Source organism: Enterococcus sp., from assembly GCF_022711995.1.
Taxonomy (GTDB): domain Bacteria; phylum Bacillota; class Bacilli; order Lactobacillales; family Enterococcaceae; genus Enterococcus_D.
Window position 1 is genome coordinate 64,844 of sequence record NZ_JALAHI010000041.1, and the last position, 21,548, is coordinate 86,391.

Below are 21,548 nucleotides of genomic sequence, written 5' to 3' on the forward strand. Positions count from 1 at the left end.
GTGTAAAGATAGTATCAAGGTTCAGGGGATTTCTTTATATTTTCTTTATACGGTGCGAGGCACAAGCAATGATGAGGAAATCAGCGGTTTTATCTCCTTGCTCCCCCTGTTATTTTTGGTTATACTTGTTTCACTTACCTTAGAAAGGAATAACAACGAATGCAACTTACAATTTCTGGACTAATTCTAATTCCGTTATTTTTTATTACTTGTTATCTGGTCCTTCAGTACAAAGCGGCTCAGCTTTCTCTTTTTCAAAAAGTAACGGTTGGATCCTTTATTTTTTATAGCTTTGCAGTGCTTTATTTAACTTTTTTTCCCTTCCAAATCCAAACAGGTATCTATGCCAATCAAGCGGATTGGCTCAGTCGCATCAACTTCTCCTTCACGGCGGATCTCTCTGTACTGCCTAATCTGATCATGTTGGCACCGTTAGCCGTCTATTATTATCTGATGGCAAAAAAACCTACTTTGCTGCGAGGAGTTTTGCTAGGCTTTTTGGTGAGTTTCAGTATCGAACTCTTACAGTTTTTAAGTAACTATTTCTTAGGCGGCTGGCGCGGTGCAGATATCGTGGATCTGATTGCAAATACGTTAGGCGCATTTTTTGGTTATCTAGCGATTCACTTCTTGTTTGTACTGTTTCCAAAGACACCCCTCAGAAAATTTATGCTCCATCCCTCGAATAAAGCGTAAAAAAAAGAGCCCCTTAAAAGGCTCTTTTTTTATGCTATTCAAAAACAATAGGATGACAGCACTGTCCCACCCACACATTGGCCGATCAACTGCCATTAACGACTCGTCACAATGGTTGCCCCAAAAGGTGTCAACGCCAAGCGAGCCAGCTTCAATGATTGTTTCGCAAAGGGAATCCCAATGATCGTAATCGTTAAGAAGATCGCACTCAGCAAATGACCGATGGCCAGAGGAATTCCCGAAAAAATCAGCCACAGGATATTCAACAATAACGAAACGCCTGAACCACCATAGTCCACTTCTTTACCAAAAGGTGCCAATGATAAAGAAGCAAATTTAAAGCACTGCAGGCCAATGGGAATGCCGATGATCGTGATACACCACAAGCAGCCAGCTACAAACCATGAAATTGCCCCAAACAAGCCGCCAAAAATCAACCAAATCAGATTTCCTAAAACATTCATCCTTCCCACATTCCTTTCCTGTTAAAAAAGCGGCCATCCAAATGACGACCGCATAAGTTTCTTCTCTAATCGAAATGAGACGAAATACTTGATTTACTCGTTTGAATTGCCACCGAACAGACCTGTGATGGAAGACCAAATGCCGCTGAAGAAGTTTTTAACGTTTTCCCAGAGACCTTTGGATTTTTCTTCGATTTGTTTCCGTGCTTCAGAAAGATCCAACTCTTTGACAAAGTCGTCAAAGATATTTTTGTCTTTCATATCACTCATCAATGTCGTCAATTCAGTGATTTGATCTGAAGTCACGATACCTTCTAAGCCGTTGTCTTTCAAGGCTTTTTCAACAGTTGCCTGAATATCTGCCTGCGTCAGCTCTGTGCCATCTGCGGTTTGAGCAGCTAATTCTGTTTTGGCTTGTTCTTGCGCAGCATTCAATGCTTCATCCGAGTAGCCTTCTTTGTCTTTGTTTTCTTCTGTGATAGTCGATAAGACATCCATTTCGTCCTGTGCCACACTGACACGGTCTTGATTGATGATGCCCCCGGATTCTTCAACGATCTTATAGACTCCTGCCAATGCCCCTGAACCGTCAATCGGTACGGCAGAAGCTACTGTCAACTTAGCATCTGTGATTCCGGCAGTCAGTGCGGCATTTTGGTATTGGGCAGCAGTGATGCGGGTGATGTTTTTAGGGGTCGCGATGTCCACCGTGATTCCTTCACCGCTATCAAGGGTCTGCATCCGGACAGAACTATACACCGCCCAATCTTTGGTAAAGCCCCCATCAGGAATATACTTCATCAGATCGGAACCTGAAGTCGTATAGATCGGTGTTTCTCCTTTGATCCCCAGTTGATCTAGGGTATAAGTCTCTTGCTCTTTTGTTAATGCATTACCGATGGCCACCGCATTGATCTGCAGTTTTTCTTTGCTATCCGTCGTAGAAGTCGCAGTTTCTGAGCTTGCTGTCTCTGAAGCAGCTGATGACGAAGTTTCGATGGTTTGTGAGATGGCTGAGATCCCTTCACTTGAAGTTGATTCTTCAGCAAATGCCAATGGTGCAGCAACTAAAACTTGGCTTGAAACCAAGAGAGTAGCTAAAATCATTTGTTTTTTTCTGATATTTTTTTTCATAGTATCCTCCACATAACTATTTTCCTATTTCTATTATTGTACTATAAGAGGTGCTTTTCGACCTACGGCTAGGGTCGGATTTGAAGGAAAATTTACGATATCCTCCTACTTTGAATCGAAAGGAGTGTTTTTTTATCAAAAAAAATAACCGGTTGAATGGGAACAAACGCCAGTTTTTTTCTGCTTGCACCTGATTTTTGGTAGCGAGAAACAGCCAGCGTTCCGTTGAAAATTAGTTGCTCTATGTCTTGCTCTGCTCGATACCTGCTTGATACCTATCACTAACTGATTTCGACTCTCAATCGCTACGACTTGATCGCTAGAGGCAAATTCAACCATTTGTGCTTTCCTGATAATTTTCCTGCACAAAAAAACTAGCACATAAACCCTCTCCCAAACGTTTGCTTTTTCATACCAGAAATTCAAGGTTTCCGGTGTGATCACTTTCCGTTTGGTTTGAGCTTATGTCCTAGCTATTTTATGGGACAACGATTGCTACTCTTTATCTGACAAGCACGTATTCTTTGTGAGAAACAGCAATCGCTTGTTTTAGAAAAGAAGTCTTGTTGCTCCTTGATGATTAATACTCGAATTGACGATAGTAGCGGCGAATTTCCATTGGATGGCAATTCATTTGTTCCACATAGGCGTCAATACGTTGTGTCACACAATGCATCAATAAATGCGACAGTACACGTCCACGATATTTTTCACTGATTCCAGCAACAGGATAATCTTTCGTATCAATCAGAGTATAGTCGCCGCAAATTCTTGGCAATAATTTAGCTACTCGTTCTGATAACGGCCGTTGTTCATCTTCGCCTAAAAAGACGGTCACCGGGGTTGTTTCGTCAACGATTTCCAATGTACCGTGAAGAAATTCAGCGGCGTGGATTGATTTAGAACGTAACCAACTTTGTTCTTCCCAGTAGCACATAGCGTAAGAATAAACAGCCCCCCATTGATTTCCCGCACCGATGAAGTAATGCATCGCATCATGACGGTGTTTTTCTGCAAACTTACGGCCAAATTCATCCGCTTGTTTCTCTGCTTCTACTAATCCTTTTGCTAGATGCTGATCCAATTCTTGATAATACTCTTCGTAATCAGGAAAATCGCCATGATTTTTCATTAAACGATCCGCAACCATAAAGAATTTGATTTGTTCTGTTCCCGGTGCAGGATACGTGATGACATGATCACATTGTTCTGCTAAAACACTGCCTTCTGCATCAATAAATCCTAGTAAAGTCGCTCCTACTTTTTTGATTTCTGCAACAGCTTTTACCACTTCTTGTGTTGTTCCAGTGACAGAGGACAAAATAACTAATGAATCTTTGGTCAAACGACGGTTGCCTGTCGTATAGTATTCCGCTGCATGTTGAACGTAAACCGGCAGGTCGCTTTTTCCATTGATGTACGTGACAGCTTGCATTGCAGAAGCATAGGTACCGCCAATTCCTAGATAATAGATGGCATCAAAGCCTTTTTCGTCAATAGCGTCGACTAATTTTTCGACTTCCGGACGCAGATCCAGCATTCCTTGAATGTTGTCAATTTGTTGTTGTTCATTAAATTTAAGCATTTTTCCACCTCTAAATTTTACTTTTTAATACTTGATCGAAATCATCAAAAATCCGTTTACTCAAATCGATTCCTTTTGCAGCAGCTCCCAGATAGGCGAAAACTTGAAACGGAATAACTAAAAGCAATGGAGAAAAAAGTTCCTCCCCTGCACTTGCCAATCCCAGTGTGTCATCCTCCGTTGTGCTTGCTGTAGTGACTGTAAAGGTTTTGCCGACATAAGGCGTCATATAGCGGCGCAATAATTGAGACCTTGTTTGATTCGAGCTTGGTGCTTCAATAAAGAAGAGCACATGCTCATGGTCTGCTTCAAGATAGGGACCATGCATGTAGGCTTCTAATTCAAACCCTTGAGAAGGGACCCGCAGAGTTTCGGTAAATTTCGTTTCAAATTCTTTTGCGATTCCCCAGTTAGGACCATACCCTACTGTGACAAACCGATTCGCCAATTTAAAAATACTCGTATTCTTTTCAAAAAATTCAATCGACTGATCAATGACTTGCGGAATAGAATCGATCATGTCTGCTAACTGCTTTTTGACAGCCGACACTTGCTCGTCAGACAAAATCCCCTTGCTATAGCCAATAGATGCCCCTAATAAATAGAGTTGCATTACTGTTGCCGAAAAACCTTTCGTCACAAAGCCAACGGTTTCGATGCCAGTTCCTAAATCAATCATTTCATTTACTTTTTGAGCAAGAGGACTTTTGGGATCGCTGCTTAACCCCATCGTATAAAGCCCTCTTTCTGCCAAGCTTGTTACTGCATCGATGGTAGAAGCACTTTTTCCACTCTGAGAAACTGCCAAAACTGTCTTAATTCCTTTGGAAAGATGTCCATAATGGTTAAAGTGATATGGTTCTTCAATGGTGATAGCAATCTGTGCCATCTCTTCCATCGCATATTTGGCTGCGAGACAGGCATTATACGAAGAGCCTGTCGCCAAAATCAGTAAATCTTCAATAGTCGCTTTTGCTGCTTCTTTTTTCGGATCGAAGGCCTGCAAGATCTCAATGAGCGTTGCCTGTTCTTCCTGTATATAATCCATCATTGTTGCCACAACAAATCCCCCTTAAAAGAGTCCAATCAATGAGCCCAAAATACCTACTACTGCTAATCCGAGCAGAATAATCAACGGTTTAACTTCTTTTTTCAGAAGGTAGAACACTGCCCCAAAGGCACCAAGAGAGAGAATTTTAGGAATGATATCGTCGAAAATACTTTGAACCGTCACTGCATTCTCACCGGAACCAATCTGCAACGGGATATTGATATCGATCATCGTTGCCGTCATTCCACCGACCACCATCAAACCAATGATTGCCGCACCGTAAGTCAAGCTTTCCATCATGCCGTTTTCTTGGATTTTCTTTAAAAATCCCGTTCCAAGCTTGTATCCCCAACCAGTTGCAAAATAACGAAACAGTAAATGAGGAATATTGAAAATCAACAAGAACAAAATCGGCCCCAAAATGTTTCCTTGTAATGCCAATGAAGTTCCTACCCCAGTAGCAATCAGCCGTAATGTTCCCCAAAAGAAGGAGTCGCCAATCCCAGCTAAAGGCCCCATCAAAGATGTTTTGATGTTATCGATCGCTGAAGAATCAAAATTGGGATCATTGACACTTTCTTCTTCCATTGCGGCATTGATTCCTAAAATAAGGGTTACGATATGAGGTGTCGTGTTGAAAAATTCCAGATGGCGTTTCAATGCATCTGCCATTGCTTCTTTTGACGTATAGAGTTTCTTCAAGATTGGAATCATCGCATAAACATAGGCAAGGTTCATTTGACGCTCATAATTCCATGAAAATTCCATTTGAAATGAACGCCAGAAGACACGATTCAAATCTTTTTTTGTAATTTCACGCTTCTCATTAGAAGTCTTCATCATCATCAAGTACCTCCCCTGAAGTTGTTTGCACAGATTGACCTTGTCCACGGAAATTTCTTAAATTCACCACGACAACAGCTGTGATTGCTCCGAAAATCGCAATTCCTGTGACTGGCAGTTCTAAATAAGCGGCTAACGCAAAGCCTAAAAAGAAATAAGGTGCAACTTGTTTATTGATCAGTAATCTCGCCAACATCGCAAATCCAAGAGCTGGAATCAATCCGGTTGCAACAGATAAGCCGTTTTGAACAAATGCCGGAATCTTATCCAATAAGTGACTGATTGTACTGCTGCCCACCATGAAAGAGATTGTTACGACAAGAGCCAACATCAGTGATAAGCCGAAACCTGCTAGTAAATGCATTCTTTCTACACCTTTGTAGTTTCCGTCTGCTGCATAGAGATCCGCTTTTTGGTTCATCATAGGGATAAGTAGTCCCAAGTAAATATTTTTTAAGATAAGTGTCAATGTTGCAATTGGAAGACCTAGCAATAACGCGGTCTCCGTTCCTGCTCCTGCAGTGATGGCAAAAGCGGTTCCCAAAATCCCTCCTGTTACGACATCCGGTGGGATAGAGGCACCGACAGAGAAAGAACCAATAAATGCTAATTCCAATGTTGCTCCCATAATAACTCCGGTACTGATATCTCCCAATACGATTCCCGTAAACAATCCGGTAACAATCGGACGTGAAAGCAGTGAAGTTCCTAACGCATATTCAGACTGTGCAATAAATGCAACAATTCCAAGTAAAATTGCTTGCAGCATCTTTTTTGCTCCTTTCTTTATAAAACATCTTCGACAGCGACTTTTTTATCAGAAGGCACTTGCCGAATATCAACAGCGATTCCTTTTGCAACCATTTTTTTCAGAAGTTCTTCCTCTTCTGGTAAGACATTGACTGCTTTGCCAATGTTTTTGGTGCCTTCTTTGGCTTTGATCCCCCCCAAATTGATCTTGTCGATCTCTGGACAGTTTTCAGCTAACTTGTAGGCATCTTCGATGGATTCTACGACGATAAATAATTTGTATTTATCTGTCACACCGCTTTTCAACGCATGGATGGAATCTTCGATGGATTTGATCACTAGCTTCACCCCTTGTGGTTTTGCCAGCTTGATCGTTGTCTTACGAATGTCATTGGTGGGCACATCATCATTGGCGATCAAAATGCAGTCTGCGCCTAAACTTTGGGTCCAAGAAAATGCGACTTGGCCATGTAATAGTCGATGATCGACTCGTGTCAAAATAATCATGTCGTTCCTCCTAAAATTCTTCTTCTTCGATTTCTTTTGCTACACTGTCATTGCAGAACTGGATCATGTCTCTTGAATTTTCCAGCACTTGTTGGATCGTTTTTGAGATGGCACCTCCTCCTTGAAGTTGTGTTGTCAACTCAATCAATAATGGCAAATTCAATCCTGCGATCAAGTAGAAATTCGGTTGCTGGATATAACGTAAAAATTCATTGTTCACGCTGCCGCCGAAAATATCTGTGATGACGATTATTTCGTGTTGCTTATATGTTTCCATCAGTGTATCCACCGTTGTCGTCAGATCAAATGCTTCTTCCACATAACAGTCAATCGCAAGGACTGATTGTTTTTTGCCGCAGATAAGTTCTAACGAATGTAAGATTCCTGATGCAAATCGACCGTGTGATGCCAAAATAACGATTTGCTCCACTGCTTTCACCTCACTTTGCTCCGAGTTACACTTTATTAAACGCAAAAAGCGTGCCAAAAAAAGTGGCACGCTTTTTTTCTCGATTAAAAATCTGCTTCAACCATTGAAGAATCAGTGTTTCCAAATAATACATCGTAGATATAACAAACTTCAGATTCCGGTATCGCGACACTGTAAACCTTTTCAATGACACTAAATGCTTTTTTGATTTCATTTAGCTGTTTTTCATGACACTGAAGCAATGTGTCGCTGGCATGATAATTTTCAATGGCTTCGTTTCTGATGAGCCGCTCAATCAAACAACTTGTGTGAACAAATAATGCAAGCTTACGATCATTGGCGATTCGATGTTGCCACATACGTTCCAGATTTCCCACGAAGAATTCCATCTGGGAAATTACTTTCTCGGTATCCAAGATCGTCACCGATTGGATCACTCGATCCAATGAAAAGTTTCGCACTAATTGATTGTTCACATAGGCGATCATGTCTTCATCCAACTCTTCTTTTAACCAGCCTAACAACACCTCTGTCCCCGCACCGGAAATCAGTTCTTCTAGTGAGATAAAAGGTGCGAGCTCTTGCCGGGGTTTGTTGGTTCCCACAACGCCTACGATATCATAAGTCGCAAAAGCTTGTTGGATATGTTCGCTGTTTTCCAACTGTTTGAACTCATAAGGGAGAACGCGAATCTGTAGATGATCAGGAATACTTTTTTCTAATAAGTTTGAGATTTGGACAGCCGTCCCGATCCCCGTGGAACAAGTGGTGATCACGACCTTCTCTTTTTTCGTTGGCGGAAGAATGATTTCCCATTCATTTTGATGGTAGGCATTTACTCGCTCTGGAATCTCTTTTAAGGAAACATTCTGCTGAATACATTCCCCCACAGCAATGGCTAAACTTGTCGTTACATTGTTCATCATCACGATAGGAACCGTTAATTCTGGAATGTATTGATAGATTTCTTTTAACGACCCCATGTCGAACAAGACCACCAGTCCATTGGATACATCATTTTTCTGAATATATGTCGTAATCCTTTCGGCGATTTGCTTGGGAGTGACATCTAGCGGCATATCGAAGGATTGAAAAACCGATTCATTCAACAAGCGGTTCGCAACATTAGCGACACTGCTCGCCGTTGCATAACCATGGGCTACGATGATGCTTCTAGGAAGCAATGAATCCTTTGAATACCCCATATCATTGATATAGATGGTAAATAAAATGCGGTCCATGCTTGTTAGCTCAATGTCCAACGCTTTTTGCACTAAGCCCAAGAGATTCTCGGTATAGCGGTCACTGGTGGAATAATGTTTTTTGACACTTTTTAATAAGTTCTCGGTCAGTAAGATCTTGTCTTGATCATCTGGCAGCCATTCCACATTTCTCCGCAGCCATAAATAGTAACTGATCGTATAAACCATACTGCCGTTGAAACTGATTTGGAAGGAATGCTCGATTTGCTCCATCATTCGCTGAACATGCTCTGTCACAAAAATCATCGTCCGTTGCTTTTGTTCCTGCTTATGATCAAACAACAGATTTTCAAACAGTCGTTCGATCACTTTAGAAATAGGATCAGCGGCGGCGGCAAAGTCTTGACCGGCTTGAACATAGCTAAGCAGAATCTGCTCATACGTATGGATGATTTTTTGTTGTTCTGGCTCGCTTTCCACAGTCAGCTGCTGAATTTGTGTTTGGCCATCAATAAGAACGGGTTGCATCGCAGCCAGTTCATTGGGTTCATCTGTCAATTGCAGCAAATGTTCCGGTAAATGATACACCGTGACCGCTATTTTTTTGGCATCCCGTTTTAGACTGGCTGTGTAGCTTTTGGCGGTAATGATCTTTATCGTGCTTTTCAATTCCCCGACGTTTCCCGAAAAATGACCGGTTGTCAAAATTTCGATTACTTGAGGTGAGATTTCCAGAGGCAGTCCGATCCGTTTTTGTTCCTCATAGAACGCTTGCAAAATCAGCTGTTTCCGTTCAGAAAGCGTTCGTTCTTCCAACGCAGGGAGCGTGGTTTGAATCGGGATCCGTCGCAAGAAAGTTGTTAAAAAGGTTTGTTTCAAATCTTCGGTTGTCGCAAAAACCAAGCGACAATTCACCGTGATTGGTCGACCGGTATCTCCCATACGATAAATGACTCCCTGATCCAGAAAGGTAAATAATTTTTCTTGTCCTTCAGCGTTCAACCGGTGAACTTCATCGAGAAACAAGACCCCGCCATCTGCTGCCTCAAAAGCGCCGCCGCGATCTTCTTCTGCGCCGGTAAAGGCCCCTTTGACATGACCAAACAAATTGCTGGTCAATAGCTCTTGGTTATTGGCATATTGGGCACAATTGATCGTGATCAAAGGCGCATCGACCTCCAATAATTCATTGGCCACACAGTAATGATGGAACATTTTCACCAGAAAACTCTTCCCAGTCCCACTTTCTCCTGTCAACAGAAAGGGAAGCCCACCATTGGGATAAAAAGCTGCCATCTTGATCTGCTCAATGACTTCTGCGAGACTCCCTTTACTGCCGATGACACTAGAAAAGAAATCTTCTTTTTGATCAAAGAAGGGCTTTTCCGCTGCCACTGCTGCTAAACTATCGTAAATGTTTTGCGCTAAGGGATAGTTCTGTACTTCAAATGCCTGTTTATGAAAAAAGTAAACCGGTCGGGTCGCGATTTTCACTAAACGTCCTTCTTCTGTTAACTGATTTAAATAGTGACTGACCGTATTTCTTTTAACGGAAAATTTCTCGGCAATATCTTTCGCTGTAAATACATCGCTTACATTTTCTACAGAGAAAAAAGCCGTCTGGTTTTGCAAGTAAGCAAGTAATTGTTCTTTCATCGCTGCTCTCCTTATCCGTATTCTCCGTTTATCATAGCTCACGTTTCTTAAAAAGCCAAGAGTCGAAAAAAACAAACAACCGAAAACCGTCACTAGAACGGTCTGCAGTTGTTTGTTCCTTTATTGATAGAGAAATTACTTTTCAGACGGAAATTCTTCGTACCGCTGCCTCATTGCGCCAATACGAAACACGCTTTTCTCAGCTGGCTTGCTCTCGTTGCTTATTTCAATTTATCCGGCATGCCGTTCTTCATAAACTGCCACACACCATTGCCCAAGAAAAGCTCCCGTCGTTCTTCGCTAGTCACAAATTCTTTTATATACGCTTCTTTCCCATTCAACAGTTTACTTGTCCAATGAGGATCGATCAATAGCGCACTGCCCACTGCAAGAAGTTCTGCATGAGCCAATGCTTCATTGACTGTTTTGCTGGTATTGATGCCGCCGACACCTACCAATGGCAAGCGGCCGTTGATTTTATCATGAATGTATGCCAGCATCGTTTTTTCTTGGTATTCTTTTGCTACCGAAACTTGATCATAGGCTTTCAAGGATATATGCAGGTAGTCTAGTTTTTCCTGACACAGATGTTCCACCAAATACAGGGTATCCGCAAATGAAATCCCTGGATTTTCATATTCTTCTGGAGAAAAACGATACCCTACGATAAAAGGCGTTGTTGCATAGTCATCCACTGTTTTCGTCACAGCTTCGACCAAACATTTGATGAAGGTGAATCGTTTTTCCAATGACCCGCCCCAGCTGTCTGTTCTTCGATTTGAATGTGGCGAAAAGAACTGTTGCAGAAGATAGGTATTTGCTCCGTGAAGCTCGACGCCGTCAAAACCTGCTTTGATAGCTCGTTTCGTCGCTTCTGAAAAGTCCTCGATCAACTGTAAAATTTCATCATTTGTCATTTCTCTTGGCGTTTCAGCATTTGCTCTTTCTGCGGCGATCCCGCTAGCGGAAACAGGCTGTTCTCCTCTTAGAATCTTGCTGTTAGTCATGCGACCTGCATGAAAAATTTGGAGAATTGCTTTTGTTCCATTCCGTTTGATTGCCGCTGCAAGTTGGGAAAGACTGTTGTGCATCTCATCATTGGCAACACTTAGCTCGCCTTCCCAGCCTTTACCCATATCTTGAACGTTGGCTGCACCCGTAATAACTGCCCCAACCTCGCCACTTCTCAACGAATAGTAATTCTCTTCATTTAATGTGATTTCACCATTTTCAAAGCTCATTTTTGTTGTCATTGGCGCCATCATGATCCGATTTTTGACTGTCAATCCCCGTTTAAACTGATAGCTATCTTCCATTTTATTCATTGTGCTCTCTTCTCCTTGTCACAAAATAAGCATCCAGCTAGAGAAATCATCGTGCTTATTCTTCTCATTTAAGTCGTGGTTTCCTTCTACAGCAATGAGAGTTAGCGCTGCTGGATCCAATTACTTCCCGATACCAGTAAAAGGAATCTTTACGATATTGGCCTAACCCTTTGCCTTCATTCTCACGAGCTACATAAATCATACCATATCTCTTCATTTCACCAATAGGAAAGAAGACTAAATCAATGAAGGATCGTCAATCAATGCGAAGCCATTATTATCTGCTGCTTTGATCATCTGTTCAATATATACCTTTAAGTAGTCGATTCTCTTGTCCATCTGTTCGCTCATCCACTGCACCAAAGCCATTTTCAGCAATAAAAAGCGGGCGTTGGCATCGTTCATACAATCGGTTCAATGTGATGCGCAAGCCAACAGGATCAATCGTCCATTCTCAGTCGCTTGACTTGATAGAAGGATTTTCGACTGTGTTTTCAAAACTGCTAGTGGCCTCTTGATCCTCACCTAGATGTTTTGTTCTCTCTACAACGTCCCTGTAGTCGTCAAGTTCCCCTACTCATTAGGTTCCTCTAGTCGATTTTTCCTTACCACTTCTCATATTCTGCTTGGTAGCGAGTATCAATCACTTTGGACAAAAAAACTTTCCCCAAAAATAACCCACACACCCCAATTACCGTGAAAAGAAACAGCGGTATCCCTGTTATGCCAATTCCTTTGCCAATTTCCAACACAAAGGGATGGAGAAAGAAAAGCACTTTGCTGGCTGCTCGCAGCACAGAAGACTGGGAAGAGGGCTTTTCCACTAAAAGACCAGCTACAAATAATGCCACAGGGACCATCAGCAAGAGAAAATTTTTGTCATCTCCCTGATTAACAAATATGATCCTTCCTTCGACAAGCAACAATAGCAAAGACACACCCAGCTTCCATTTTAAATGTTTCTGAAAAAAAGGTGTTTTCTGATAATCTGCTAAAAAGCTGCCGCATAGTAAAAAGAGAAACCCATAAAACAGACCATTGCGTGTCGTTTGAAAGATGCTCTGATAGTTCAAATAGAGCTGTCGCAATGGCTCATTCAAATAACTAGAATAGGTCTCGGCTGACCCGATAAGATAAAGCAGACCAGCCAAAGCAAATTGAAGGAAATAGCCCCACTTCCTTGTTTTATGGACCAGCCACATCCCGCTGATCAATGCCGGAAAATACCATAGATGATAACAAGTCCCAATGGTGACAAAAGCAAACCCAAGGGCAACGGGATAAAGATAGAATGGCAAGTCTGTTTGTTGCAGAAACAGATAGCCGTAAGGCAAATAGAAAATGGACCATAGTAAATACGTTTTGAGTTGCCGCATTCCCCATTCCTTTAGTCGATAGTTTTTTTTCTGAAAGAAATAGCCATTTAAAATCAAAAAAAACGGTACCGCCCACCGACAGAGGAGACTCTTTAAAAGAAAATGAACCAGATCATTTTCAGCAAGTCGCCCACAATGTACTAAAACAACCAACAGTGCAGCAAAACATTGCGCACAATCCAATAACGAGAATCTTCTTTTCATTCCTCTTCCCTCCGCTTCTTTTTTGACGATACTTGTTCCTTCTCATCAATCAAAGCGACAAAGGATTCCATGCCATGTTCTTTTCTGCAACAAAGGAAAACATTGCTCCATCAATATGTTACCCTTTGTTGCACCCCAGTATTTCCGGGAATTATTGGGAGGATTCAGGATTTTTGCTATAATGGGAAAGATGAAACGGAGGAACCTATGAATATCGGAAAAATTATCAAAGAAGAACGGTTAGCGAGAGGATTGACCCAAGAACAATTGGCCAATGAGTTTTTTGTCACCCGTCAGTTAATCTCCAAGTGGGAAAATGAAAAAAGTTACCCTGATTTAACTCAGGTGGTCAAGCTTAGTGATTATTTTGAATTGCCATTGGATTATTTGCTGAAAGAAGATCAAGCAATGGTGACGGAATTAAATCTTGATAGTCGAAAAAAGAGATGGGGGAAGTGGTTGATTGGTATATTGTCCGTTCTTTCTATCATTTTATTAACGGTATTAGCGCTTGGTTTTTGGATTGATCCAGTCAACCTTACGAAAGAAGATATCACCATCACTGGAATTAAAAAGTACCGCTTGCCAGAAACAACCATTACCAACAAAGCCACCGGTCAAACCATTCGATTACCGGAAGATGTAGAATATTTGATTTCTTTTACAACGAATAAACCGCTTATCCGCTTACCCAAAATAGCTGGCTACAAAAACTATAGCAATGAGAAACAGAGTCTATTGCTGGTGGAGGGGCATCACGAATTGGAGTGGGGTCCGCAAGAAAGTGCCATTATTGTTCGCAGTTCTCGGGAAGAGAATCTAACCGATCCGCAATTGAATTTTGGCAAAAACCTTTACTTGTATAACATGAAAAAAGCCGGTGCTGCTTATAAAAAAGATCCCTCAGCAGTGAACAGAGTCAGTATTCCTGCAGAAGGCGATTTGTTGTTTACCACTGAAGAGCTGGAGGCACTGCCCTTTGAAAAGGGCACACTTTCTTACTGATTCTCACAAAGAACTTGAGAAACTGGCTTTCAGCCGTTGAAAGCTAGCGAGTTGTATTCCCCCCTTTAAAACTGGACTCATCCTTTAGGAAAGGCCATTTTCCTACATCAAAACTTTGCCATTAGCCTACAACAGAACGCTCCCAACCATCTTCTGTCTTTCAACAGATGGTTGGGAGCGTTTCATTGTTTCTTTTGTAGTCTTTTTCTTCATTAATTGTCGGGAACAGAACTCAATTCCCAGATAATCGTGGTCGAATAGCTAGTAGCTTCAGGGGTAAAACCTTGCGGCACATGAAGGCCGATACTTTCTTTAGCCGTTTTTTCATCACCAAAGCGATAGACCCAGGTACCAGTTCCTGCTTGATCTTGTGCATTAAGGAGGACTTGTCTTACGCCGGGAACTAAGTCACTTTGAGAGGATTGCAGGCTTGGCGAAGTCCCGCCTTGTGCGGTGACTAATTGCTGGTTTTTCAAACGTAGCTGTGCCCCGATCAGTTCTTGATTATTTTCCCCTTTAAATTGTTCTTTTTGAGTGACGGCCAATTGCCAGCCACTTCGCTCATCGTCTGAACGGCGGTCACTGATTTGAACATAATTGGGTCTTTCCCTTTCATCTACAAGGCCATCCTCATTTAATAATCGTTGTGGATTGGCATAATAGGTTTTCTCCATGACGGAAATTCCCTGTGACCCAAAGTCAAATTGTGAAACAAAGTCAATACTTAGTAACCCTTGATCTTCTGGAATTTCCGGTTTGTTTTCTGGATCAACCTCTACTTCCGGATTCAATGGATCGACTGGCGAAACCGGGGATAAATCTGCTACTGTCAATACCGTTGCTGCTTCAAAAGTTGTATCATGATAAGACAACGGTTCTGCAGGATTGATATTCCCTTGTTCATTGTTCGTTTCCGGTGGGTTCATTACCCCAGCAGCCGCTGCCGAGCCTTCATTGTCTCTTAGAAAGACTTGAATCTCATCGCCTTCTTCCAATGTGAGGGCGCTTATATCCAAAACAAAGTTGCCATTCGAATCCACCTCGACATTTTCTGTATCGAGCCACGTACCATTATGGGTTGCTGTGACTTTGACGTCTTTATTTTCAGAATGTCCCTGAATGGAAGTCTGATATTGATTGATGGTAGCAGATGAAAATTCCGCCGGTTTCGGTGGAACGATTGGAAAGACCTCAACGGGATCCGTCAAAATCAGATTTTCAAAACCGCTGGTCAATTCACCACTGCTTAATTTCACTTCACTGATGCGCAAGATCTCGCCTGCTTTTAACGGTTCTTCCAATTGGATTTCAAAAAGTCCGCTACGCGGTTCTTCCCCATAAATACTGATGCCGGGGGCTTCTTCGGAGTGCCCCACTGTCTTTGCTTGATATTCTTGTTTCACGCCATTTTCAGAGATCACTTCAACGGTCACTGTGGCTTCATCTGTCCACGCAGAGCGTTTTTCATTGAGCCCTACTGGCACACTCACATGGCCATAGACTTTTTGATCTGCATTGGTGGGCACTCGCAGCTCATCAGCGATCGCCCAGCGGCCGTTGTTGCTGCTCATTCGGCTATAGAGAGTCATTCCAGAGTTACCGAATGTCGCTGTATTCAGCTGCTCAGGATCACTGGTTTCCCGCAGAGTATTGAAATTCGAGCCGCCAAAGGTATAATCTAATTTACGAAAATTAAGATCAGGATCTGCATCTAGATCGGAGCCATGTCGCCAAACAGCGAGATCACTATTGGTTGCTCTCAAGATTGAACCGTTTGATACGTTAAAGATGTTTCCGCCACCCGGTCGATTGTTTCTAAAGTCCATAAACAGCGGATTATCAAAAGTAATTTGAACTACCTGTGTATTAAACACCCCACCACTTGAAGACGAGGTTCGTCCACTTACAGAAAAATAACCGCCATCTATGACATTAATTGCTCCTGTGGTTTCCATATCAAGTCCCGGGCCACTATCGGCATTTAACGTTACTTGTGACCCCGGATCTTGAATCGTGAACGTATTATTTGAACCAACTGTATAATGGATGGCTTGATTTCCTAAAGCTGTCCCGCCATTGTTCGCTGAACCATTTCCAGGATTATCGATTTTAATGATCCCTTTATTTCTAACGGTAATACTGTTATTCGAACCATGCATTCTGACTCCTGGCGCTCTACCTCCATCTTTGGTAATATTCATCTCGGCATTATCAATTAAGAAGCTGTAAGATCCCGCTTGGATAAATCGCAAAGTAGCAGCGGCAGCTTCATAAGCGGAAGAGGCATTCCCGTTCTTCAGATTGACCTTGGCATTCTCCTTGACTACAAATTGCCCGCCCATACTTCTTAGTCCGACAGCTGGTGAATTATCACCAGCTAAAACGTTAAGCTCTGCACCGTCTTGGACCAAAACCCTTGCATTAGAACTAGAATTATTGGATCTATTCCCCATAAAAATTGAAGCAGCATGTTGGCTACTGGAATTTGCGTTGCTGGATACATCTACTTTGGTATTTTCTCCTGAAATGTCGAGCGTCGGTTCAGTTCCTAATAAAATGATACTGTCGTTAACACCTGTCTGACTAGATACCCTTGATCCATCTTTAATGGCAAGCAAGCTATTACTACCTGAAAAACTGATTCCTTGACCAGAGACAGCATTGATATCTAGCTCACTGTTTTCTATCTGAAAATTACCCGTATTTCCATTCATAAAAAATGCCCGTCTGGCACCAGACTGAATCCTTACAGAAACTTGCGAACGATCCAGTATTCTCAATACCGGATTACTTCCTCTCAAATGCACCGCATTGTTTGCTGTATCTGATGCCCCTCCAGTTCCGCTGGTGGTGGTGACAGATAGTTTAGAACCACCCGTAACTAAAAGCTCAGGCCGTGCATTATTATTTCCAACTGCAATATTTTGTAAGGTTCCCGTCCCAGCACCGCTCAATGAGAATTCACTCTGATTACTCAAAGAAAGGAACGCATCTTCTCCTTGAAGAATCATCCCTTGAGCAGCACCTGTGTCTTCCATGTTTAGCTGACTGTCATCTAGAAGAACTTGCGGGGCGGTACCTTGTAAATATATTCCTCGTCCAGTTGCAGCATTCATTGATAACTGGCTTTTGCTTAGCGTTATTTTAGGATTTGATCCAGTCAAATTCATTCGCTGCCCTGAAGTGGATCGAATAGTCGTTTTTGCCTCCTCAGCCAAGAATATTGGATTGTTTCCATTGAGATTCACCCCTTGACCAGAGATTGTGCTTATATCCAATTGGCTATCCTTAATGGTCAATTCACCACCGGCGCCATTTAAGTAGAGTCCTCTTCGTGCATTCGAAGTCACTGAAACTGTGAGTTGGGATTCATTTGTAATCGATGCTTTTGGTTCAGCACCTCTTAAATGAATGGCATTATTGGCTGTATCTGATGCCCCTCCAGTTCCACTGGTGGTTGTGACAGATAATTTAGACCCATTAGTAACTAAAAGCTGTGGCCGTGCATTATTATTCCCGATCTGAATATTCTCTGTTGTGCCGGTTCCAGCACCGGATAAAGCAAGTTCACTATGATTTCTCAAAGCAAGGAATGCGTCTGTGCCTTGTAAGATTATTCCTTGAGAAGCCCCTGTATCTCCTACAACTAATTGACTATCATCTAAATCAATTTGTGGCGTCGCTCCTTGCAAAAAGAGCCCGCGACCTGTTGTGGCATTCAACTTTAACTGAGTATTTGAGAGATTCAATTGAGGGGTCTCTCCAACTAAGTTTACTCGTTGCCCCGTTGTTGAAGTAAGCTCAATCGTACTGTTTTTTGCCGAAAAAATTGGCTGATTTCCACTCAGATTAACCGTCGCTTGTGTTGCTGAAGTAACAACTAATTCCGAATCCTTCACACTTACTTGAGCATCAGCCCCTACTAAATGCAAGCCTCTTTTCGCCAAGGTACTGGTTAGACGCAAAAGACTTTTTTCATTTAGAGAAATTTTAGGGGCGACCCCTGTCAGTGCAACCGTATTATTGGTGGTATTTGTAGGAGTAGCTGTTGTTCCTACTGTACTTATGGTTAGTTGCGCTTCCGATTGCAGCGCGATTTCTGGATTTTCTCCTCTAAAATCAATCGTATTCGCCGTACCCCCTGCTGTTGTAATGAGAAGTGATGCGTCGTTTTCTACCGTTAGTTTAGGGGCTGTTACCGTAGCTGCAGAAAAGAAAATTGTCGCATTTCCTCGATTAATTGTTACCTGTGCTTGATTTAGAGCAACGATTTCTTTCGCTTCAATAAAAGTGGTGGTAGAATTCGTCCGTGTAAAATCCGTATTGCCCCCTGTAAAAACAACCTTCCCCTCTGGAAGCGAAGCAAGCCGCATGGTATTGGCATTGACTTCTGCAATATCTTCCAATTCAAAGGTCCAGTTTTGACTTTCCTCTGGTGAGCTGTTGACTAATGGTGTTGTTCCTACTTTTGTAATAGTTGCGTCTTCGATGCGGAAAGTCGCTGCTTCACTTCTATTTGCCAATTGGAAGTAAAAGCCATTATTTCCAAAAGTGAGTGTATGCCCATTGCCTTGGATAAGTAACGGTCGCTCTACAGTCATGATATTGGCGCTGGATTCAGTCAAATTGGCTTGCACAGAAATGATGGAAACATCGGGATTTGTAACGGCTGCTCGAAATTCTGCCATCGTTGAAACTTCGGCAGTCTCCCCAGAGAATGACGCTCTTTCCTCTGTTTTCGATTTGCTAGCAGGCTGCTCATTGTCTGAGTGAGTATTTGGCTTTTCCTCCACAGGTTCATTTTGCTTTTCAGCTTCTGCTACCGACTCGTCCTCATTTTCTGCTGCTGGTGCCTTCTCTTGGCTGGCCGTAGATTCGTCAGATGATTCGGTCACCTCGGTAGGTATTTCTTTCATAATTTCTTTGTCTTGAATCTCAATGGTATATGTGACCGTTGCTACAGTTACTTGATAGCTGCCTGCCAAGTCAAATGCTACAGGAAGGGTAAACGTATTTTGAGGACGTTCAGCTTTGACGAGCCATTGGGTCTGTGTTTCTTGCACCACGATAATCCCTGCTGGCAGTTGCTCTTTGACCAGTTTGGCTTCTTTAGGCATAGTCACTCTTGCTTCTGAAACTTCTTGGTCCGAAAAGAAAAGGACTCTGATTGCTTCGCCAACATTTCCTTGCATTTGAGAATGAGTAAAGAAAAAACGCGGGGTTGAATCTTTTTCCTCATTTAGATAGTTTTTCATTGAAGGCAATGGTGCTTGTTCTTGATCTTCTGGATTCACGATCGTTTCGGCATAAACCATCCCTATAGGCAGAAGTATCTGCATCGCCATTAACGTCATGCTTAAAACAAGCATCATTTTTCTCAATGTCATAGTCATAGAATTCAATCCTTCCTATTGCTCTTGCTTAGGTTTGCCGCTTCTGAATCATGCGATAAAGAACAATGCCTAACAGAAATGCGAGCAGAACGATCCCACTAATCAGCCACCAGTTTGTCTCTGGTGCAATGGTGACATCGCGGTGATTCAATGCACGAGCTTCATCTGCTTCAATCTTGAATGTTCGCTTCCACTCCCATTCATCTTCTCCAGAGGTCGCTTTTAATGTTAAAAGATACTCGCCACTTTGAAAGCGATCGCCATTCAATGAAATGGGAAAGTTGAAATTAGAGTTTGGCGCCATCTGCATCATTTCTTCACTGGCTTGATAGAGAATGTCCTCCTCACCTACCCGCTGAACCGTTGCTTCAACCGCTAATCGATTAACAAATGTCGGGGTATAGTTCTGAATCCTAGCACTGATCACATTGCGGTAATTCAACTGATCCGCAAACACATCTAATAAATCAAGGTCAGGTTGTACCGAATCCCTTGAATTCGTGACTACAACGCCAACGATATAGGCAAATTCATTCTTGATGGCAACCCCTTCGTCAGTGCTGGTTGTTTCTTGTTCTTCTTTGACTTCACTGATTCGCAGACCCCCGGCTAGAAACCCTTCAAATGATTCTTTCGGCATATGTAAAGGAACACTGATTGTTTTGGTCTCATTTCCTGCAAGTTCAATGACATCTGAAGCGTCGATTAATTGATCTAGTGAATAAGAAAGACTGCTATCTGGTTCTAGCGCATCTTTTCCATATTCAACGACCCCATGAACATTGGTATATGCCGTATGCGCTGTGATCTGTATTTGAATCGGTTTGCTACTGGTATTTTGAACTTTCAGTGCCAATTTTTCGGTTTTTCCAGCAGCTAGATTCAAATCAAAATAACTATTTGATCCAGCAACTTGACTCTCAGGAAATTCAGGAGTGACATGAAAATTTAATGCAGTCTCCTCCCCATGAGTCACTATTGGGAAAAAAACCAACAGTAGCAGACAGAAAGAGCAGACTTGCCGCAAAATACCTAAAGCTGTTTTTTTCAAATAAAATCTCCTTTCTTAGAAAAACAGCGTCACAATTTCCTGCGACGCTGTCAGTTGTATCTCATCCATTTCATTTAGCGGACTTAGGCATCTTCTCCAGGTGTTGAGGTTAATTCCCATGTCAATGTTGACGTGTACGTTGTCGCATCTTTAGCTGTTGCTCCAGGAATGAATAATTGGATTGCCTTGTTCTCCACCACATCCGTTTCCGGATCAAACCCTTCTGCTGTCAATTGTGCATTTAAGTCTGCTTGGTCTCCCCAAACAACAGAAGAAGCACCAGCACCTTGACCTTCAGCTGCTGTCATCACAGAACGCGCGGCACCATTAGGCAACAGTTTCAGACCAGCAGCGTGATTCGTCGGCGCGTTGTTGGGATTATTCCCCTCATATCGTATGAAGGAATCGACAAGAGAAATTTCCGCACCCGTTAGAATGTTATTTTGGGTATTCGACTTAAAGTCACTTAAACTTACTTGCAAGTCCCAGCCTGCATTCGTTCCCCGAACGTCTTGGACTTGAGCAAAGCTGACATATGGCGTTTGACCTGACCCATCGGCTAAGTTAGCCATCTCAGCAACCATATTGTAGGTCCGGTCTTGGTTAGAGATGACCTGCGAACCAAAGTTCATTGTTGGCGCTTGTAGAATGGATAGTGGACCAGTGACTGGCTCAACGATTGGCGGGATAATAACCTCTGGTTCTGTAATTGGCGGGATAATTACTAACTCGCCTTCTTCATCCGCTTCAAACTTGATTTGTCCTTCGGTTGTTACTTCTTTCACTTCATCGGCAAAAACAACAGCTGCTCCTCCTGCGAATAGAGTGGTTGATAATGCAGTGATCGTTGCTAAACGAATAAATTTCATCTTCATA

General features: G+C 42.4%; 16 protein-coding genes and 1 pseudogene. 2 read left to right on the forward strand and 15 right to left on the reverse strand.

The features are described 5' to 3' along the window. The first annotated feature begins 159 nt into the window (after positions 1-159). Positions 160-696, forward strand: coding sequence for a VanZ family protein (locus Q0A12_RS04020; RefSeq protein ID WP_291291387.1), 537 nt, complete (start codon positions 160-162; stop codon positions 694-696). 95 nt (positions 697-791) lie between these two features. Here the strand turns inward: Q0A12_RS04020 and Q0A12_RS04025 are convergent, their stop codons facing one another. The 12 genes and pseudogenes from Q0A12_RS04025 to Q0A12_RS04080 all read right to left on the reverse strand — a co-directional run bounded on the left by Q0A12_RS04025 (position 792) and on the right by Q0A12_RS04080 (position 13,223). Then, positions 792-1,160: a YccF domain-containing protein gene (locus tag Q0A12_RS04025; RefSeq protein WP_291291388.1), complete on the reverse strand. Its 369-nt coding sequence runs from the start codon at positions 1,158-1,160 to the stop codon at positions 792-794. A gap of 93 nt (positions 1,161-1,253) precedes the next feature. Beyond that, the gene (locus tag Q0A12_RS04030; RefSeq protein ID WP_291291389.1) at positions 1,254-2,294 is read right to left on the reverse strand and encodes a DUF1002 domain-containing protein; all 1,041 of its coding nucleotides are present in this window, start codon (positions 2,292-2,294) and stop codon (positions 1,254-1,256) included. A gap of 580 nt (positions 2,295-2,874) precedes the next feature. Next, positions 2,875-3,879, reverse strand: coding sequence for an SIS domain-containing protein (locus tag Q0A12_RS04035; protein WP_291291390.1), 1,005 nt, complete (start codon positions 3,877-3,879; stop codon positions 2,875-2,877). Positions 3,880-3,889: 10 nt separating this feature from the next. Further along, positions 3,890-4,939, reverse strand: a complete 1,050-nt coding sequence (locus tag Q0A12_RS04040; RefSeq protein WP_291291391.1) for an SIS domain-containing protein — start codon at positions 4,937-4,939, stop codon at positions 3,890-3,892. A 12-nt stretch (positions 4,940-4,951) separates the two neighbouring features. Next, positions 4,952-5,773, reverse strand: a complete 822-nt coding sequence (locus Q0A12_RS04045; RefSeq protein WP_291291410.1) for a PTS system mannose/fructose/sorbose family transporter subunit IID — start codon at positions 5,771-5,773, stop codon at positions 4,952-4,954. Beyond that, positions 5,757-6,542: a PTS mannose/fructose/sorbose/N-acetylgalactosamine transporter subunit IIC gene (locus Q0A12_RS04050; protein ID WP_291291392.1), complete on the reverse strand. Its 786-nt coding sequence runs from the start codon at positions 6,540-6,542 to the stop codon at positions 5,757-5,759. The genes Q0A12_RS04045 and Q0A12_RS04050 overlap by 17 nt, the downstream gene beginning before the upstream one ends. A 17-nt stretch (positions 6,543-6,559) precedes the next feature. Continuing rightward, positions 6,560-7,030 (reverse strand): PTS sugar transporter subunit IIB, encoded by a 471-nt coding sequence (locus Q0A12_RS04055; protein ID WP_291291393.1) that lies wholly within the window; start codon positions 7,028-7,030, stop codon positions 6,560-6,562. Between the two features lie 10 nt (positions 7,031-7,040). Then, the gene (locus Q0A12_RS04060) at positions 7,041-7,460 is read right to left on the reverse strand and encodes a PTS mannose transporter subunit IIA (RefSeq protein ID WP_291291411.1); all 420 of its coding nucleotides are present in this window, start codon (positions 7,458-7,460) and stop codon (positions 7,041-7,043) included. A gap of 83 nt (positions 7,461-7,543) precedes the next feature. Beyond that, complete coding sequence (locus Q0A12_RS04065; protein WP_291291394.1) at positions 7,544-10,318, reverse strand: sigma-54-dependent transcriptional regulator; 2,775 nt, start codon at positions 10,316-10,318, stop codon at positions 7,544-7,546. Positions 10,319-10,539: 221 nt separating this feature from the next. Then, a complete protein-coding gene (locus tag Q0A12_RS04070; RefSeq protein ID WP_291291395.1) occupies positions 10,540-11,643 on the reverse strand; it encodes an NADH-dependent flavin oxidoreductase in 1,104 nt (367 codons plus the stop codon). A gap of 64 nt (positions 11,644-11,707) precedes the next feature. Then, positions 11,708-12,073 (reverse strand): annotated as a pseudogene (locus tag Q0A12_RS16405) (family 1 glycosylhydrolase). A gap of 175 nt (positions 12,074-12,248) precedes the next feature. Beyond that, entirely contained in the window at positions 12,249-13,223 is a 975-nt protein-coding gene (locus tag Q0A12_RS04080; protein ID WP_291291397.1) for an acyltransferase family protein, read from the reverse strand. A gap of 207 nt (positions 13,224-13,430) precedes the next feature. Here Q0A12_RS04080 and Q0A12_RS04085 point away from each other — a divergent pair, with 207 nt between their 5' ends. Next, positions 13,431-14,228 (forward strand): helix-turn-helix transcriptional regulator, encoded by a 798-nt coding sequence (locus Q0A12_RS04085; RefSeq protein WP_291291398.1) that lies wholly within the window; start codon positions 13,431-13,433, stop codon positions 14,226-14,228. Positions 14,229-14,440: 212 nt separating this feature from the next. Here Q0A12_RS04085 and Q0A12_RS04090 read toward each other — a convergent pair whose 3' ends face one another. The 3 genes from Q0A12_RS04090 to Q0A12_RS04100 form a co-directional block, all read right to left on the reverse strand. Continuing rightward, complete coding sequence (locus Q0A12_RS04090) at positions 14,441-19,621, reverse strand: WxL domain-containing protein (RefSeq protein WP_291291399.1); 5,181 nt, start codon at positions 19,619-19,621, stop codon at positions 14,441-14,443. 28 nt (positions 19,622-19,649) lie between these two features. Continuing rightward, the gene (locus Q0A12_RS04095) at positions 19,650-20,624 is read right to left on the reverse strand and encodes a DUF916 and DUF3324 domain-containing protein (RefSeq protein ID WP_291291412.1); all 975 of its coding nucleotides are present in this window, start codon (positions 20,622-20,624) and stop codon (positions 19,650-19,652) included. A 131-nt stretch (positions 20,625-20,755) separates the two neighbouring features. Next, a complete protein-coding gene (locus tag Q0A12_RS04100) occupies positions 20,756-21,541 on the reverse strand; it encodes a WxL domain-containing protein (RefSeq protein WP_291291400.1) in 786 nt (261 codons plus the stop codon). Between the last annotated feature and the right edge of the window lie 7 nt (positions 21,542-21,548).

Excerpts from the sequence above, each read along its gene's own strand:
- Q0A12_RS04020 (WP_291291387.1), top strand. The coding sequence starts at position 160 with ATGCAACTTACAATTTCTGGACTAATTCTAATTCCGTTATTTTTTATT.
- Q0A12_RS04025 (WP_291291388.1), bottom strand. The coding sequence starts at position 1,160 with ATGAATGTTTTAGGAAATCTGATTTGGTTGATTTTTGGCGGCTTGTTT.
- Q0A12_RS04030 (WP_291291389.1), bottom strand. The coding sequence starts at position 2,294 with ATGAAAAAAAATATCAGAAAAAAACAAATGATTTTAGCTACTCTCTTG.
- Q0A12_RS04035 (WP_291291390.1), bottom strand. The coding sequence starts at position 3,879 with ATGCTTAAATTTAATGAACAACAACAAATTGACAACATTCAAGGAATG.
- Q0A12_RS04045 (WP_291291410.1), bottom strand. The coding sequence starts at position 5,773 with ATGATGAAGACTTCTAATGAGAAGCGTGAAATTACAAAAAAAGATTTG.
- Q0A12_RS04050 (WP_291291392.1), bottom strand. The coding sequence starts at position 6,542 with ATGCTGCAAGCAATTTTACTTGGAATTGTTGCATTTATTGCACAGTCT.
- Q0A12_RS04055 (WP_291291393.1), bottom strand. The coding sequence starts at position 7,030 with ATGATTATTTTGACACGAGTCGATCATCGACTATTACATGGCCAAGTC.
- Q0A12_RS04065 (WP_291291394.1), bottom strand. The coding sequence starts at position 10,318 with ATGAAAGAACAATTACTTGCTTACTTGCAAAACCAGACGGCTTTTTTC.
- Q0A12_RS04070 (WP_291291395.1), bottom strand. The coding sequence starts at position 11,643 with ATGAATAAAATGGAAGATAGCTATCAGTTTAAACGGGGATTGACAGTC.
- Q0A12_RS04080 (WP_291291397.1), bottom strand. The coding sequence starts at position 13,223 with ATGAAAAGAAGATTCTCGTTATTGGATTGTGCGCAATGTTTTGCTGCA.
- Q0A12_RS04085 (WP_291291398.1), top strand. The coding sequence starts at position 13,431 with ATGAATATCGGAAAAATTATCAAAGAAGAACGGTTAGCGAGAGGATTG.
- Q0A12_RS04090 (WP_291291399.1), bottom strand. The coding sequence starts at position 19,621 with ATGACTATGACATTGAGAAAAATGATGCTTGTTTTAAGCATGACGTTA.
- Q0A12_RS04100 (WP_291291400.1), bottom strand. The coding sequence starts at position 21,541 with ATGAAATTTATTCGTTTAGCAACGATCACTGCATTATCAACCACTCTA.